The sequence below is a fragment of the Vibrio aestuarianus genome (assembly GCF_012395185.1).
Lineage (GTDB): Bacteria > Pseudomonadota > Gammaproteobacteria > Enterobacterales > Vibrionaceae > Vibrio > Vibrio aestuarianus.
Genome location: NZ_JAAZTU010000013.1, coordinates 82,256 through 99,300, shown reverse-complemented (window position 1 = coordinate 99,300; position 17,045 = coordinate 82,256). Strand labels below are relative to the sequence as shown.

At 42.9% G+C, this 17,045-nt stretch carries 12 protein-coding genes and 1 riboswitch; of the genes, 1 reads left to right on the top strand and 11 read right to left on the bottom strand.

The annotated features are described in order from the left end of the window. Positions 1-39: 39 nt before the first annotated feature. The 11 genes from ribB to HGG78_RS08345 all read right to left on the bottom strand — a co-directional run bounded on the left by ribB (position 40) and on the right by HGG78_RS08345 (position 15,511). Positions 40-696 (bottom strand): 3,4-dihydroxy-2-butanone-4-phosphate synthase, encoded by a 657-nt coding sequence (ribB, locus tag HGG78_RS08395; RefSeq protein ID WP_172532611.1) that lies wholly within the window; start codon positions 694-696, stop codon positions 40-42. 92 nt (positions 697-788) lie between these two features. Next, positions 789-950, bottom strand: a riboswitch (FMN riboswitch). Positions 951-1,125: 175 nt separating this feature from the next. Next, positions 1,126-3,105: a methyl-accepting chemotaxis protein gene (locus tag HGG78_RS08390; protein ID WP_172532610.1), complete on the bottom strand. Its 1,980-nt coding sequence runs from the start codon at positions 3,103-3,105 to the stop codon at positions 1,126-1,128. Between the two features lie 536 nt (positions 3,106-3,641). Further along, positions 3,642-4,124, bottom strand: coding sequence for a YehS family protein (locus HGG78_RS08385; protein WP_172532609.1), 483 nt, complete (start codon positions 4,122-4,124; stop codon positions 3,642-3,644). Positions 4,125-4,313: 189 nt separating this feature from the next. Further along, positions 4,314-5,765, bottom strand: coding sequence for a coniferyl aldehyde dehydrogenase (locus tag HGG78_RS08380; RefSeq protein ID WP_172532608.1), 1,452 nt, complete (start codon positions 5,763-5,765; stop codon positions 4,314-4,316). Between the two features lie 16 nt (positions 5,766-5,781). Beyond that, the gene (locus tag HGG78_RS08375) at positions 5,782-6,261 is read right to left on the bottom strand and encodes an Lrp/AsnC family transcriptional regulator (protein WP_172532607.1); all 480 of its coding nucleotides are present in this window, start codon (positions 6,259-6,261) and stop codon (positions 5,782-5,784) included. Positions 6,262-6,442: 181 nt separating this feature from the next. Continuing rightward, positions 6,443-8,332 carry a methyl-accepting chemotaxis protein gene (locus tag HGG78_RS08370; protein ID WP_172532606.1) on the bottom strand — a complete coding sequence of 630 codons (1,890 nt, stop codon included), beginning with the start codon at positions 8,330-8,332 and terminating at the stop codon, positions 6,443-6,445. Between the two features lie 260 nt (positions 8,333-8,592). Next, entirely contained in the window at positions 8,593-8,820 is a 228-nt protein-coding gene (locus HGG78_RS08365; protein WP_080996275.1) for a hypothetical protein, read from the bottom strand. Between the two features lie 210 nt (positions 8,821-9,030). Beyond that, positions 9,031-10,521, bottom strand: coding sequence for a sodium/proline symporter PutP (putP, locus tag HGG78_RS08360; RefSeq protein WP_053308965.1), 1,491 nt, complete (start codon positions 10,519-10,521; stop codon positions 9,031-9,033). Between the two features lie 68 nt (positions 10,522-10,589). Then, on the bottom strand, positions 10,590-11,288 hold the full coding sequence (locus HGG78_RS08355; protein WP_172532605.1) for a 1-pyrroline-5-carboxylate dehydrogenase: 699 nt from the start codon (positions 11,286-11,288) through the stop codon (positions 10,590-10,592). A gap of 21 nt (positions 11,289-11,309) precedes the next feature. Next, the gene (gene putA, locus HGG78_RS08350; RefSeq protein WP_172532604.1) at positions 11,310-14,432 is read right to left on the bottom strand and encodes a bifunctional proline dehydrogenase/L-glutamate gamma-semialdehyde dehydrogenase PutA; all 3,123 of its coding nucleotides are present in this window, start codon (positions 14,430-14,432) and stop codon (positions 11,310-11,312) included. Between the two features lie 254 nt (positions 14,433-14,686). Continuing rightward, the gene (locus HGG78_RS08345; protein WP_053308962.1) at positions 14,687-15,511 is read right to left on the bottom strand and encodes an AraC family transcriptional regulator; all 825 of its coding nucleotides are present in this window, start codon (positions 15,509-15,511) and stop codon (positions 14,687-14,689) included. A gap of 425 nt (positions 15,512-15,936) precedes the next feature. Here HGG78_RS08345 and HGG78_RS08340 point away from each other — a divergent pair, with 425 nt between their 5' ends. Then, entirely contained in the window at positions 15,937-17,040 is a 1,104-nt protein-coding gene (locus HGG78_RS08340; RefSeq protein ID WP_053309054.1) for a PEGA domain-containing protein, read from the top strand. The last annotated feature ends 5 nt before the right edge of the window (positions 17,041-17,045 follow it).

Sequence of the window (17,045 nt, the reverse complement as noted above, 5' to 3'; positions counted from 1 at the left end):
GGATGAGTAAGGGCGCATAGAGCGCCCTTGAGTCGATGATTAAGCCAATTTCAAATCATACTGATTACGATACAATACCATGTCTTCGATGGTTAGAACTGGCATATTATGCACGCGCCCAAATTCGATAATTTCCGGAGTTTTTGCCATAGAGCCATCCGGATTAGTCAATTCACACAGAACTCCCGCAGGCATTAAACCCGCCATTTGCATCAGATCAACCGTACCTTCTGTATGGCCACGGCGGGCTAAAACACCACCAGCACGTGCACGCAATGGGAATACATGCCCCGGACGAGCAAGGTCATCAGGTTTGGCATCCAAACGCGCTGCCGTTTTAATCGTGATCACACGGTCTTGGGCAGATACACCCGTCGTGACGCCTTCTTTCGCTTCAATGGATACGGTAAACGCGGTTTGGTTTGCGCTGTTATTGTTTACCACCATCGGTGGTAGTTCTAGTTTGTTCGCTTGTGCATCGGTCAAACATAAACAAACAATGCCACTGCATTCACGGATCATCAGTGCCATTTGCTCGGTTGTCAGTGATTCTACCGCATAGATAATATCGCCTTCGTTTTCACGATCTTCATCATCGAGCAGTAAAACACCCCGACCTTGCTTAAGGGCTGATAATGCGTTTTCAACGCGAGTAATTGGGTCGCCGAATTCGGCAAGCAGTGATAACTGATTCATGGTTCTACTCCTAAAAATCACCAGAATCAGGGCGTAATATGAGGGATCAAATCCAAAACGAATTACACCAGTTAATCGAATAACTGGTGTTTTTTCATTCTCTCTCATCCGGACTATAACCGTCGGCTCTGGCCTCTCACCAGATCTGCTGACCTCGAAAAATCGAGCGCTCGCGGGCTCATCAACTCCAACCATCAAAGAGTGTAAGTCAACATACCGCCGGTGGGGAATTACACCCCGCCCTGAGAATTAAAAAAATATGTGCGCTTAAAAAGCTCGAGCATGTTAGTGGTTTTGAACCAAGATGAAAAGTGACGAATGCAGCAACGTTAAAACTTAATCGCGTTGTAGTATCGGAAATCGTATCAGAGGCATAACCACCGCTGATAACCGAAACCCGCCCATCAAAGCAATACTCGTATTTCTAAACTAACTCTTAAACGTATTCGCAATATTTTTCAACGAGCTAGCTAACTCTGCTTGCTCTTTGGCTGTAGTCGCTATTTGTGTTGCCCCAGTTGTCGCTTCTGTTGATTTCTCTTCAACTGAAATGACATTTTGCGCGATGTCTTGTGTCACTACGGCTTGTTCTTCGGTAGCCGTTGCTATTTGAGCCGCCATACTAAAGATTTCACCCACTGATTTCGAAATCCCTTCCAGCGTTTCTTCTACATTTTTAGAACTTTCCACTGATAATTCCGCTTTTTTCTGGCTACTGTCAATAACACTGAATGCTGCATCTACATCAGATTGAAGCGACGCAATAAAACCTTCAATCTCTGAAGTGGATTTTTGGGTACGCTGTGCAAGAGTTCTGACTTCATCCGCCACTACCGCAAAACCTCGGCCTTGCTCACCAGCTCGAGCAGCTTCGATAGCTGCATTTAAAGCAAGTAAATTGGTTTGTTCGGCAACAGACTTAATAACATCAATAACATTATTGATGTTATTGCTGCTCTCATGTAAATGAGTGATTTTTGATGCCAAACCATCAATTTCGTTTGCTAGGCTTTCTATCGAGTGATATGAGTTTTGAACAGTAACTAGGCCACCTTGTGCTTGCTCATCTGCTAGTCTAGACAATTCCGCAGTGTGCTGAGCTTTATTAGCCACTTCGTTCACCGTAGCCGAAAGCTCTTCGGTTGCTGTTGCAATCAAGCCAATTTGCTCTTGCTGATCAACCATTGAACGTGAGTTATGCTGACAAGTCTGAGAGGTTTCTTCGGCAGCTGAAGCCAATGTCATACTTGAATGGGAGAGATTATCTATGACCTTAGCGAATTTTTCTAAAGTCGAATTTAGCGACGAAGAAATAATCCCTAATTCACTTTGATCAACATACCTAGCACGTAGCGTTAAATCATTATCACTTATGACACGCGCCATTACCGTAGTCAGATCTTTCACTCTTGCCGCTAAATCTTTAAAGGTGTAGAACGAGATAAAAGCCGCGATAACGGTAATCAATGAAAAAATAAAAATATTGATTAGCATCGATGTTTGAGCCGCTTGCGATTTTTGTTCGGTCAGCTTAATCAAAGACTGAGCAATGTGGCTTTCCACTTTTTTCAACAGTGATATACGACCTGTTGATTGGCTAAACCAATGCACCGGATCAACATTAAATTGACTTGATTTCGACAAAGCTAATTGGCGCAGTTTTTCTACTTCAACAACAAAATTATTTTGTAATTGTTGCTCATAAAATTGTTTGTTTTCATCACTGCTCAGTACATTAAAATTTCTAAAGTACGTATTTTGCTCAGTCATTAATGAGATAAACTTAATTAGCATTCCCGGTGAGAACTCATCCTTTGAAAAAGCATTATTTAAAACCGCACGTTCAATACCCGCACGCTCTTTGCCTTGTAGAAAACTGTAGTAGGCAACGGTCTGTTGGGTGATTTTTGCATCGGTGCTCAATTCAGCAATTAAGCCCGAAACACTCAGTAACTGAGCATTTAATTGAGTGTAATAAGCTAGTGCATCAGAAAGAACAATTGATTGCGTATCTACTTGACGCCTAATCGAATCAATTTGATTTAAGCTCTGATTGATTGACTGATTCAGTTGATTGATGGTTTGAAGAGTAATGTTCTCAGCCTGCCAGTAGTCATTGCGAGATTTATTTTTGTCATCGGAAGCTCGGCGCTGGGCTTTGAGTTCATTAGCAAACTTACTACCTTTTGAACCAAGGTAGCCAGCCGTCATTCCTCGTTCCTTTTGTAGTTCATGGACAAGTTCACTATACACAACAGATAAGTGCGTTAATTGATTTAACGAAGACATCTCCTTGGTTGTCGAAATGCTTTGAGAGATTGAAGACGCACTTAACCACAAAAAACCTAGAATAGGGAATGTAAGCAGAATGATAATTTTTTGCTTAACAGAAAAATTCGATATATTCATTGTTGTTTCCTAGCTACAGCAGGTTGACGTTGACCTTAACCTTTTATTTTTTGGGTTATAGGTGTTAACAAAAATATTGAACAAAAAAATAATTTCAATTACCCATAGTGGGTATAACTTTACTTATGCCTAGTAAAAGGAAAATCTTATAGTTTTTGTGGATGATTAAGTGACATTAATCATATTTAAAGCCCGACAATATTCTTCCATATATACCCAAACCACCTGAAGTTGCAGATAGGCGGCAAGTAGGAAGGATATACCTACATTAAACAAACGAGCATCTTCCTCCCAGATAATTGTAGATCATTTTTGCACATCGGTATTTTTACTTTATTTTGTTGAAAAGCTGCGAATTGTAGATGGGTACAAAGAGCAAATGACGATTGACTTTCAGCCAGAACGTAAAGGCTAGACAAATGATACGAGGAGTTAATATTGATGAGATGGGTTGCTATTTACAGTGTAAAATTAGCTAGGTAATACGCTAAACTTGGATCGAAAAAAGCCACAATATCTGTGGCTCAATGTAATGATTAATTTACCGATTCTTGATATTCACGCTTATCTTCAGGGCGCAATTGACGTTGCACACCCATTAAGAAGTTACGCAAAATTTGATCTTTACAGTCACGATAATGTTTATTGTCGGGCTTACGGAAAAAAGCATTTAACTCATGCTTACTTAAACTGAAATCGACAACGGCTAAAGTATCTAAAATATCTTCGGCCTTCATATCTAAAGCAATACGTAATTTCATAAAAATCATATTGTTAGTTAAACGATTCTCTGGCTGTGGTTGCTCACCTTCGCGCTTACCACGCTTGGTGTTGATTAACCCATTAAGAAATATCGCCAGCTCGGTGTCACTAAACGCAGCGTCTGTTTCTTTGCTCAACCAAGCAGAAATTTGCTCTTGAGTCACTTGACTATCAGCGGCAGCGAAAATTTCAACCATAGTTGAGTCTTTAAAATCGAAGGTGTAGCGGATGCGGCGTAAAATATCGTTATTGGTCAAAATAGATCCTAGGGTTAGATTTAACCAGTGCCGTCAACATGACAGACTGTGAAGAAATAGCGCGCCACTGTAGCAGAATAGCTATAAGCTACCTATTGATTTCATACCAAGAAGGGGAAATGCTGGCTGGAAAATGTCAGGTACACCAATTGGCGGGGGACCCGACATCAAAAACGCATGATCCATTGACTAGCGTATAAACCAGCGTCTCAATATCGGTAAAAACGCTTTGCGATAGCGCAATAACCAATAACTACGCGATAACCACTGCGGAGAAGCGAGCACTGTTTTCGTATGTGAAAAGGTCTTAAACCCTTCGATACCATGATAGTGCCCCATCCCCGACTCGCCGATGCCACCGAAAGGAGCATCATCTGCTGCGACGTGCAGTAACGTATCGTTCACCGCTACGCCACCACTGTGGGTATTGGTTGTGATCTGCTGCACTATAGAAGTGTCGTTGGTCATTAAATATAACGCCAGAGGACGTGGACGAGCATTCACATAAGCAATCGCCTCATCCAGTTTTTGATAACCAATAACTGGTAAAATTGGGCCAAAAATCTCTTGTTGTGTCACCAACATAGACTCATCAACTTGTGTTATGAGATGAGGTAAAAACTGACGTCCTACACCTGAGCCATTAGTGTTTTGCAAAGGGTGAATGTGCGCCCCTTTTCGCTCAGCATCCTCGAGATATGATTGCAAGCGCTCAAATTGAGCCTGGTTAATAATATGAGAAGTATCAAAAAACCCACTCTTAAGCGTAAAACTCTTTTTAAAACGTTTGAGATAAAGCTCAGTGAAGGTTGAAACTTTAGCTTGTGGGACTAAGACATAATCTGGTGCGACACAAATTTGCCCGGCGTTCACCGCTTTACCTAGCATGATGTTATCGACACTACGTTTTAAATCGGCATCATCGGCAATGATGACTGGAGACTTACCTCCTAACTCCAATGTTATCGGGGTTAAGTTTTTCGCCGCCGCTTGCGCTACTAATTTGCCAACCGGTGTTGAGCCAGTGAAAAGCAAATGATCAAACGCTAAGGCACTAAATTTTGCGGCTACATTAGCATCGCCTTGCACAGTGGTAATCGCTTCTTCCACAACCGAAAAAATACGCGCCAAAACCTGATTAGTCTGTGGTGTGTATTCGCTCAATTTTACCATGACTCGATTGCCAGCCGCCAAAGCAGTGACTATTGGAGCGACACTCAGAACAATAGGGAAATTCCACGGCACAATAACCCCGACAACACCTAGTGGTTGGTAGTGAACCTTTACTTTTGAAGGAAATAGCAGTAATCCATTGTGGCGCGGGCTTGGTTTCAACCACGATTTAAGATGCTTTAAGGTGTAGTTGATATGCGAGACCGCAGGAAGAAGGTCACAAATAGTGCTGTCAAAATCGCTTCGATAGCCATAGTCGTCACTTAATGCTTGAGTAAGCGCTTGCTGTTCATGGATTAGGGACTTTTTAAGAGCGATTAACCATAGACGACGTTGGTCAACACTCGGATATGGCGCACTATTTGCCATCTGCCTAAGCTGCACAAATTGCGCCGAAATATCCGTTTCACTTAATGAGGTGGCAGGTGATTCTACCTGATCTCTCTGACTCACTTCCGCTTGCAACATACGCCCTTCTTTTTAATTACAACAGGTTTGAAATGAGTTCAGGATTGATACCAAAACTGGCTTTATGCTCTTCAATCACAAACTCACTACGTGTCTGAATAACTCCTGGTAACGTTCCAAGTTTGCCAGACATAAAACCTTGGTAAGCCTTCATGTCTTTCACTCGTACTTTGATCATGGTGTCAAAATCACCAGACAACGAATAACACGCTTCAATTTCAGGAATATCGGCGACCGCTTCAGCAAAACGCTCAAAAATAGAGAAGCTTGTTTGATCTAATCGAATATGAATGAACACTTGCACATCTAAACCCAATTTTTCTGGGCAAAGTTCTGCATGATAACCTTTGATATACCCTTCTTTTTCTAGCCGCTTCACACGATCAGAACAAGGAGAAGTAGTTAAATTGACTAGTTTTGCAAGCTCAACGACAGGTAAACGCCCTTTGTTATGCAAAATACGTAAAATTTGTTGATCAATTCGGTCTAAGTTCATGGCGCTCTATGTGAGTTAACAAATCATCATGTGCCATACAATAATGGCTTATGTCACTATGCCTAGATACCTTAGCAAGGCATTGTGATAACGGTCACATTGAAGCTAAAAAGATAGCCAGTCAGCGAAACTGACTGGCTATCAATAAAAAACGTCTTTATTTTCACATCAACGAGGTTTGCTAAAGTTTGAAGCGAGAAATTTCCTTATCAAGTTCACTCGCAAGGCCGCGTAATTCACGCGCTTGTTCAACAGCGCCCTGTGCATCATGAGCTAATTGATCACTCACCTCACGTACTGACTCAGTATTACCGTTAATATCTGCCGTCACTAATGATTGCTCTTCAGCTGCGGAAGCAATTTGCGTCGCCATATCGCTGATCATTTGAATCGCTTCACTGATCGCATTTAAGCTCTCCCCCGTTTGATTAACGTCTTGTACACTGGTCTCTACCAATTTATGACTTTCGGTCATCACAGAAACTGCATTAGCCGTTACCTTCTGCAAACCTGCAATTTTAGACTGAATTTCTTCAGTTGATGCATGAGTTCGCTGAGACAAAACTCGCACCTCATCTGCGACCACAGCAAAACCACGCCCTTGCTCACCAGCGCGAGCCGCTTCAATCGCCGCATTCAACGCCAACAGATTCGTTTGCTCAGCAATAGAGCGGATAGTCGAAAGAATGGTCGAAATTTCATTCCCATGAACTTCAAGCTCGCCAATAATACCCACCGCATTGTTTAGCTCTTGTGCTAATTGATCAATCGACTGTTTGCTTTGTTGCATTTGTTGGTAACCTTGCGCACCAAGCTCAACCGATTCATTAGCATTTTTAGCCGTGTTATCAGCATTACCAGCAATTTCTGCCGTTGCGGAAGCCATTTCGGTTACCGCCGTTGCAACCATGGTGATCTCATCTTGCTGAGTACGAATTCGCTCACTACGTTGAGTGGCTGCGCTAGCAGCTTGGTTCGCTCCTTGGTTAAGAGACTCGGACACCTCTTTTACATTTTTCACCATCACATGCAAGCGATCGACAAATTTATTGAATTTGTCCGCAACCAATCCAACCTCATCTTGGCTATGCACTTCCAAGCGACGAGTTAAATCACCATCACCTTCCGCAATATCAGAGAGTGCCTGAGCAATATTACCAAGCTCCGTTAATTGTCGCGCCACAAACCACGCGGTGGTCAACGCAAGGACAATCAAAATCGCCAACGCAATCAAACTTTGACTAAGTAACATCTCATTCAGTGGTGCTTCCAGAACAGCCTTATCCATGATCATCACTAACAGCCAATCAGTGTGTTCAATACTCTGCGCCATCAATACTTTGGCATAACCACCAATATCCATAAATAGTGGTTTGCTTGAATTAGCCGTTGCTAGCAAGCTGCTTATTGTCAAATCTGGTGCAATGTCCTGAGTGGGTTTTAAGATCAACTCTTGATTTGAATGCGCGACGATCAAACCTTTCTGATTCACTAAAATAGCTTGACCTTGCCCTGGAACTTCAATCGCCAAGACATCCTTCATTAATTTGTCTAACGCTAGGTTTGACGCTGCCACCCCAATAATTTGACCATTTTGACGAACCGGTTCAGCCAAAGTCACCACTAACGCTTGCATCGTAACGCTAACATAAGGTGCAGTGGTGATCGCCTTACCTGCTGCTTTAGCTTCTTTATACCATCCACGAGCTCGCGGATCATAACCCGCCTTATTGAGTGATGGATCATGGCGGTACATCTCACCTTGCTCATTACCGTAGTAACTTAGTCCAAAAGCACCGGATTTCAGTGTTTGACGTAAGTGAGGAACAATATCTAAATTGGGGTTGAGTTCAATTTCTTCTTTTAAACCATTTAATGAATGCTGTTTACTTTCGAACCAATCACCGATTCCTTTAGCATTAGCCTGTAATACGTTTCGACTTTCGCTTTCTATGGCTCGCCAACTGTCTGCTTTGGAGGATTGATACCCCACCATCACCAATGCAACAGCCGTGAGCGCAATGGCAATAACAACAGAGAAAACCATTTTTCTCTTTAAACTAATTTGCATTGAACTGCTCCTTAATGATGAATCAATTTAATTGATACTCACTAGAGAATATGACAAATATCAGATGGTTTTTTGCTTTAAGTAGCAATACAAGATTTTGGTGCCATGACTAAAGTAATAAACGTGCATTAAGTCATGTTTAGGGTAGAGAAAATGAGGATTAATATCAGCCGAAGATAATTGAATACTAAAAGATGAAATTCAGAAGGTGTCTGGCTACAACCATAGACTTGATGCAGCCAGTAAACAAATGATGAGTGTTAAATCACACGAACACGGGAAAAGTCAGTTTGGTTGAGTGTCGATTGATGATTACAGACTCGACAAAAACCTTGCTTTTCCATTTTGTAATAAGCTTCGCCTTGGAATACTAACGAGAGAAATTTTTGAACCCCTTGCCATGTCGAACACGGCTCAGTCTGGCAACGCTTCATCACTACTTTGTGCGGTGTTTGTTTACGACAGCAGTTGCAATACGCCTTTGGCATGGTTCATCCTCGCTTATACCGTTATTGACAATTGACGTATTTTGCGCCAATTAGTTCATTCACCTCAAACTTTAGTTTTAATTTCGTGACATTAATTCACAAAATTAGCCATAAATATCGCCATATTTTGGCTAGAAATCACAAATATCCTGCAAAAAATAAAAAAGCCCCACAACGTGAGGCTTAAAATCAATAAGAGAAGATGATCAATTAATCAAGTTCAACCAACTGTTTTTTAAATGTGGCATGTTGCGCTTTAACTGACGCTTCTGGCTCACCGGTCATTAAGCTCACAATAACAATCGCTGCCGTTGAAAGAATAATCCCTGGGACAATCTCATACACATCATACCAACCGCCAGAAAGTTGCTTCCAAACCACAATTGTGATGCCACCGACAATGATACCAGCTAAAGCACCATTACGATTCATACGAGACCAATACAGACTCAACACTACCGCAGGGCCAAATGCTGCACCAAAACCAGCCCACGCATAAGAGACCAAACCAAGTACGGAGCTGTCAGGTGTCATTGCTAAAACCAGAGCAACGATAGAAATCAGGATAACAGCAAAGCGACCAACACGGACGATCTCCTCTGATGTCGCATCTTGCTTGATCACTTGTTTGTAGAAATCTTCAGCTAAAGCTGAAGAAGAAACCAATAGCTGTGAGTCCGCGGTACTCATGATCGCGGCTAAAATCGCGGCCAACAAGATACCAGCTACCACCGGATGGAAGATAGCATTGACCAACAACATAAAGATTTTTTCGCCATCGGCCAATTCAACTGAAGCCGTATTGGTGACATAAATGAGACCAACCAAACCAACTAACAGTGCGCCAGCCATAGACAATGCTGTCCAGATAACCGCAATGCGGCGCGCTGTGGTTAAGTCTTTATTTGAACGAGACGCTTTGAAACGAGCCAAAATATGTGGCTGACCAAAGTAACCAAGGCCCCATGCCACCAACGAAATGATCGCGACCGCAGAAAGAGGTTCACCTTTTACATCATTCCACATGGTCAATAATTCAGGGTTGATGGCAGATAAATCACTGTTCAACTGACCAAAACCGCCGTTCATTGCAGCAATAGGAACAATCATCAGTGCAGCTGCCATTAACAAACCTTGCACTAGATCTGTCCAAGATACCGCTAAGAAACCACCAAATAACGTATACGACACCACACAAACCGTACCAATAATTACCGCTGTTGAGTAATCTAAACCAAATACCGTTTCAAATAATTTGCCGCCAGCCACCAAGCCAGAACTGGTATAAAAGAGGAAGAATAAAAGGATAAAGAACGCTGAAATGGTTTGGATCAGTTTTGATTTATCATTGAAACGACGTGATAAAAATTCAGGAAGGGTCAATGAGTCGGTGGTGATACTGTACGTACGCAGACGTTTAGCATTGACCAACCAGTTAGCCCAAGTACCGAGTAATAAGCCACCTGCCAACCAGAAGGCTTCGATACCAGCAGCATACGCGTAACCCGGTAAACCCAGCAGCAACCAACCACTCATATCAGAAGCACCAGCAGACAATGCTGCAGGCCAAGGTCCTAGTGAACGGCCACCAAGAAAGTAATCAGATGAGTTTTTCGTTCGTTGATAAGCGATAACACCAATAGCCAGCATCAAAATAAGATACAGGATAAAGGTGCTTGTAATAGCAAAGCTATTTTCCATTGTGTTTGTCCTCTTTAAAAGATCGCCTTCCATGCCCCTCCCGAAGGAGGGGAATAAAACAGAAAGGATTAGTGGGTTTCGCTACCAAGTTCAAGCAAGGTCGCATTACCACCCACTGCTGTTATATTTATTGTGCGAGTACGCTCGGTAATAAAGCGCAACGATAAATGTGGATCATGTGCTACCGGAATAGCGTTCAAATCCGTTTCAGACACTAGGCTGACAATCGCACCAGTGCGACTTGCTAGCTGACGGTTGAGCGTACGTTCAACCGAGGTGTGGCCAACATAACCTAGACATCTTACGTCTGATTCCATCAACTGGTGATAGGCATCAAAAGATGAAAATTGAATCACGTTAGCCGGTAAAGAAGATTGCTCAAAAGCAGCCTGCAGAGCTTGGGTTAACTCAATATCGTCACTACAAAAGACAACGCTATTACCCGCGACAAGCGCGGCGCAAAGTTGAGCAACCGAAGCTTGTTTCGCTTTATCGCTATTCTCACCTTGAATGATGAGGGCAACCCCACGCCCAGCGGTATAAAGCTCATTGGTTTCTCCAGTGGGTCCGATAAGCTGATGCGGTTGCGCCAACAAAGCAGAAGCCTGATGAAGATGATAAGACATGACTTTAGCCAACTGTGGAATAGAACTTTGTAATAAACCTTTAAATGAAAGTAAGCACTCACATTTAGAGTCAAAGTCGGTAATGTTCCAGTTTTCCCATGCTGAAAAAGCGTCGGAAAAACGAGTCACTTGATGAACCATAATACTTCTCCTTCGCTTGAATTAATGAGCAAATACAGTTTGCGTAAAACGATACAGGTAATGAGGCCCACCCGCTTTAGGTCCAGTGCCTGAAAGCCCTTGGCCACCAAATGGTTGAACACCGACCACTGCACCGACTTGGTCACGGTTGATGTAACAGTTGCCAACACGAGCATGTTTCTCTACCCAGCGATACGTTGTTTCATTACGGCTATGAATGCCCATGGTTAAGCCAAAGCCTGTTTGATTAATTTGCTCAACGACATCGGTTAACTCACGCGCTTTAAAGCGAACAATGTGTAAAATTGGACCAAACTGCTCTTCCGTTAAACAAGAAATATCCGAGATTTCAAAAGCAGTAGGAGGCACAAAGTCACCCAGATCACACGCCTCACTGAGGGTCAATTGAGCTACTTTTTTTTGTGTTTGCGTCATATGTTCAATGTGAGCAAGCAATTTTTGCTTGGCTTTATCATCAATCACAGGACCCACATCCGTGCTGTGTAAATGGGGAATACCGACGCTAAGCTCGTTCATCGCACCTTGGATCAAATTAATAATACGATCAGCGATATCTTGTTGAACAAACAACACCCGTAATGCCGAACAACGTTGCCCTGCGGAGGCAAATGCCGAGCGAATAACATCTCGCACGACCTGCTCTGGTAACGCGGTGCTATCAACGATCATCGCATTTTGGCCACCAGTCTCGGCAATAAATGGTACTGGGGCTGCATCGCGTTCCGCCAACGTCTTATTAATACGTTGCGCCGTTGCCGTCGAACCGGTAAACACTACTCCCGCAATTGCTGGATGAGAGGTCAATGCACTACCAATTTCAGCGCCACGTCCAGGGAGGAGTTGAATCACACCTGTTGGGAAGCCAGCTTCTAGCATCAGCTCTACAGCTCGCGCTGCAATTAAACTGGTTTGCTCCGCAGGTTTTGCCACAACCGTATTACCAGCGACCAGCGCCGCAGCAATTTGACCAAGGAAAATTGCCAGTGGGAAATTCCACGGGCTGATACACACAAAGACACCCCGCCCCTCACGACAAACTTGACGTGTTTCGCCATCAAAACTTTCTACTTCAAATGGTTTTAATGTTGCGACTTGCTTAGCGTAATAGCGACAAAAATCCACCGCTTCACGAACTTCATCAATACTATCGTGAATTGTTTTACCCGCCTCTTGATGGCAAAGCGCAACTAATTCAGCAAGATTCTCTTCCAATAAATCAGCAAGTTTGTCTAATTTTTCAGCGCGTTGCGTTGAAGGTTGCAGATTCCACGCTTCAAAGGCTTGCGCAGCCACCTCAATAGCAGCGGAAGCATGATCAAGGTTAGCAAACATCACCTGACCAACTTCAACTCGGCGATCATAAGGTGCGGAGACTACTTCAGGCTCAACGCCTTGGTTCACCATGCTTTGGTAGTGGTCAGTACCACCGATAACTGGTGCAGCACGCCATTGCTTGCTTAACCACGCTTCCACTTTCTCTGCAAAAGGTTTTGCTTCACTTTCGATATCAATATTAACTCCGTACGAGTTCGCTCGCTCAGGGAAGATATTCGAAGGTAATGGAATTTTGTTGTTGTACAGTGTGTCGTACGCTAGCAGCATATCAACCGGGTGTTGAGTTAGGCTGCTGATAGGACAACGAGCATCCACCAAGCGGTGAACAAACGAACTATTTGCCCCATTTTCTAGTAAACGGCGTACCAAGTACGGTAGCAAGTCTTTGTGGCTGCCAACAGGTGCATAAATACGCACAGACTGCTTGTAGGCGCTCATTGCATGGTGGTAGAGAGCGTCACCCATTCCATGTAAGCGTTGGAATTCAAAATCTTTGTGCTGCGCCATCACTGCAATTGCCGTCACGGTTTGCGCATTATGGCTAGCAAATTGTGGAAAAATATTACCGCGAACATTCTCACTAAGTAGGAAGCGGGCGCACGCAAGGTAGGCAACATCAGTCGCTTCTTTACGAGTATAGACTGGGTAATTGCTATAGCCTGCTTGCTGTGACCATTTGACTTCACTGTCCCAGTAAGCCCCTTTGACTAGACGCAGCGGAATTAAATCTCCTTGAGCTTTAGCAAGTCCATTTAGCCACATCAAAACAGGTAAAGCACGTTTAGAGTAAGCTTGCACCACTAACCCAAACTTACCCCATCCTTTCACTAAATCGCTGCGATAGACTTTCTCAAAAAGCTTAAGCGATAGCTCAAGGCGATCAGCCTCTTCCGCATCAATTGTAATCGCCACATTTAGTTCAACTGCACGTTCCAAAAGCGAGAGTAATGTGCCGTAAAGTTCGGTGAGAACGCGTTCTTCATTTGCCACTTCATAACGAGGATGTAATGCGGAAAGCTTAATGGAAACCGAGGGGGCTGGGCTTGTTTCCAAACCATATTGGTCACGACCAACTGCCTCAATCGCCATCAAATAGTCTTTGAAATACTTGTTAGCATCGGCTGTTGTCAGCGCTGCTTCACCGAGCATATCAAATGAATAGGTGTAACCCTTATCACGCATCGGGCGGCCATTCTTCTGTGCTTCAGCAATGGTGCGCCCCAAAACAAATTGATGGCCCATTACTTTCATTGCTTGGTGCATCGCTTTGCGAATAACGGGTTCTGAAAGTTTGTTGACTAATCGATTCAATGCTTGTGCTGGACTGGCAGTTTCCGAGTCTGATAAACCAACAACTTTACCCGTTAACATTAAACCCCATGTTGAGGCATTAACAAAAACTGATTCAGAATTCTTAAGGTGAGATTTCCAGTCCGCCACGCTGAGACGATCTTTGATAAAGGCATCAGCCGTTTCAGTATCAGGGATACGCATCAATGCTTCAGCTAAGCACATCAGCAAAATGCCTTCTTGTGTATCTAAGCTGTACTCAAGTAACAGGGCATCAATCATCTGAACTGACTTTTTGTCAGCTCGTATCGCTTCAATTAATAATGTGGTTTTGCTCGACATTGCCGACTTTTCAGGCTCCGTCGGAGTTGCTAATGGAAGCAATTGTTTTAGCCATTGGGATTCGTCCACCATATAAAGTGGCGAGATCAGCGGCCAAAGCTTATCAAGCGGTTGCTCGACAAACTCAGCTTTCAACACATCTGTTGCTGTAAACATGCGTTTTCCTCAATCTCACACCCGAAAAGGTCGGGTTTCCTGCAATGGCTAGCAGTGTATTTTGAGCCCGAGAAGAATACTTGTCAAAAACTCCGAGCTTTTTGCTAAAAACTCTGGCTATTAACAAAATAAAAACACAATCACATCAAAGAAAGCCACACGTTATGCCGTAAATTGCTACCTTGTTGCTAGAATTTAACTAAACTGAAGACACAGAAAAAACAAGCTTAGAAAAGAAATAGGAAAAAATGTCCTCAACTGCGACACATTTTCTTGTACTGGGAAGGAGAAACACCTTGTAGGCGAGTAAATGAATGAGTAAAAGTACTTTGTCCGGAAAACCCTGTCAGTTCAGCAATTTGACCAAAACTTAAACGTCCTTGCTCAATCAATGTTTTCGCCATATCAATTCTCTTACCGAGTAGATATTGATGCGGTGTAATGCCCATCTGTTCTTTAAATAACATATGAAACTGACTTTCACCCAGAAATACACTGCCTGCTAATTGAGCGACCGAAATCTTATGGCTTAAATGCAATTCGATATAGCGATCGATCACTTCAAGATCAAAGCGAGACTCTTTACGGTGAGTGTCAAACACCGAGATATGGCGTTGTAGCAAAGCGATAACGGTATCATTACATGCGCGACTCAGCAGTAGGTCATCAGGGTTTGACTGCATTTCCTTGACCAGTAGATGGATCAATTTTTGAATTTGACCATCAAGCTTAAAATAAGTATCCGCACTCGATATCTCATTGATTTTTTGTAGTAATAAAGGATCATCGTTACTGGGCAAGGCCATGTTCAATACTAAAATATCAGACTGCCCCACCACGCCACCGAAAGCATGATCAGAGCCAGATGTCACCACACACCCCTGCCCAGGGCCGACTAAGTTACCCACGCCTTGAACTTCAAATTCAGCCTGACCTTTAAGTCCAATGACAATTTGCGTATAGCTATGCTCATGACAATCCATATACGAGGGTAACGTCACCAACTCCGCAGGTTTTGGCGACAAAACTTTGTCATTTAGCTGGTAGTTAACTCGCTTAATCGGCGCAATATCACTCATTTTCGAACATCACATTGGATTGATTGCCAAATGTTATAACAAAACTATCAAGAGCCAAAATAAAGCCGTCCTTTTTAACCATATAATCATCAAAGCACATATAAAAAAAATGTCCATGGGTGAAATTAGTTTCGATTCTCAAATCGGAACAATGATCAAGTGCACATAAATTACGGTCAATGCGTGTTCAATCCCAAAACCCCTAAGTAGATCGAAAATAGAGGCTTGCATATTTCGTCATTAGGCTCAAAATGAGGATGCGCACTTATAAAATTTAAAAAATCAGTCACCTATTGGCAGATTTCAATAAATTTAGGTGTTATTCGGAATAGAATTTGCATTACGAAAACAGCTTATCTACTACAGCTGTCAAAAGTTTGTCTTTCCCACTTTTGTGGTTAAACGTTAATTTGTTGCAGGGACCTATGATCACACGTCACATCCCAGCGCTATTGCTTGCGCTAAGCCCTATTTGGGTATCTGCATCGGTGTACGCGGAAGAAGTTACTCAGGTTGATCCTGTCACCGCTATCGATGAAAAAATGACTACTAAACAGAGTGAAATCGACGCGATTTCTTCAGAATATGAAGCAGAGGGAGCCAAGCTTCAACAACTCAAAAATGAACAAGCTCGCCTTCAGCGTGAAGGTGAAGAGCTTAATGCTAAGCGAAATCGCGCTAAGTCTGCATTGGACAAACAATATGGCCGTCTTTTAGATGATCCAGATACAGATTTAGTCTCATTTCAAAAGAGGTACCAAGAAACTTGGTCTGCAGTAAAACAGAACCAAGCTGAGAAGCTCGAGAACAATCAAACCATGACCGAAAGTGAAATGCGTTTGTCTCAAATTAAACAAAAGCAAGCTCGCTTGAGTAATGAATACTCAAACCTTGCAGAATCACGCATTGAAGCAAGAGTAAAACGCTTAGAAGCAGAACTGCGTGAAAGCAGTGTTCTCGAAACAAGCTATAAAACGGCTTGTTCTACTACGATGACGCTAGGTGAATGTTCTAATCAAGGACAACATCTAACAAAACAAAAAGCAGTGAAGTCATTCCGTGCTAAATTGCTTGATAACTTGACTGAATCGGTTATTGCCAAGCAAAACCTCAAAGGTGTTGAGCTCAATATCTTTGTGCAAGAAAGTCAGATCATCCGCAGTGGTTTCGAAGGTAACAATGAATATTTCACGCAAATGCAAGCCCAGCTTCAGGCAAAACCAGAAGCCGTTGCTGCTTGTAAGTTGTTGAATGTTTCTTCTAGATATTGCTTAAAAGGCGGAACATCGGAAGGCACAAAAAAGAATGACAAACAGTGGGCAAATGTTACTGTCCGTTCAGACCAGTACAATGACGCTGTGACGATCAATGGCATTAACTATGGTAGTACACCGGTTGAAATCGTCCTACCAAGTGGCCGCCACCAAGTAACGGTATCGAAAGATGGTTACGAAACCTACAATCGTGTGCTCACGATTAACGGCAACGATACGGTTTGGGTCAAACTTAGACCAAACAAAGATAGCTAAATAGT

Excerpts from the sequence above, each read along its gene's own strand:
- HGG78_RS08390 (WP_172532610.1), bottom strand. The coding sequence starts at position 3,105 with ATGAATATATCGAATTTTTCTGTTAAGCAAAAAATTATCATTCTGCTT.
- ribB (WP_172532611.1), bottom strand. The coding sequence starts at position 696 with ATGAATCAGTTATCACTGCTTGCCGAATTCGGCGACCCAATTACTCGC.
- HGG78_RS08365 (WP_080996275.1), bottom strand. The coding sequence starts at position 8,820 with ATGCCAAAGGCGTATTGCAACTGCTGTCGTAAACAAACACCGCACAAA.
- HGG78_RS08340 (WP_053309054.1), top strand. The coding sequence starts at position 15,937 with ATGATCACACGTCACATCCCAGCGCTATTGCTTGCGCTAAGCCCTATT.
- HGG78_RS08370 (WP_172532606.1), bottom strand. The coding sequence starts at position 8,332 with ATGCAAATTAGTTTAAAGAGAAAAATGGTTTTCTCTGTTGTTATTGCC.
- putP (WP_053308965.1), bottom strand. The coding sequence starts at position 10,521 with ATGGAAAATAGCTTTGCTATTACAAGCACCTTTATCCTGTATCTTATT.
- putA (WP_172532604.1), bottom strand. The coding sequence starts at position 14,432 with ATGTTTACAGCAACAGATGTGTTGAAAGCTGAGTTTGTCGAGCAACCG.
- HGG78_RS08355 (WP_172532605.1), bottom strand. The coding sequence starts at position 11,288 with ATGGTTCATCAAGTGACTCGTTTTTCCGACGCTTTTTCAGCATGGGAA.
- HGG78_RS08375 (WP_172532607.1), bottom strand. The coding sequence starts at position 6,261 with ATGAACTTAGACCGAATTGATCAACAAATTTTACGTATTTTGCATAAC.
- HGG78_RS08380 (WP_172532608.1), bottom strand. The coding sequence starts at position 5,765 with ATGTTGCAAGCGGAAGTGAGTCAGAGAGATCAGGTAGAATCACCTGCC.
- HGG78_RS08345 (WP_053308962.1), bottom strand. The coding sequence starts at position 15,511 with ATGAGTGATATTGCGCCGATTAAGCGAGTTAACTACCAGCTAAATGAC.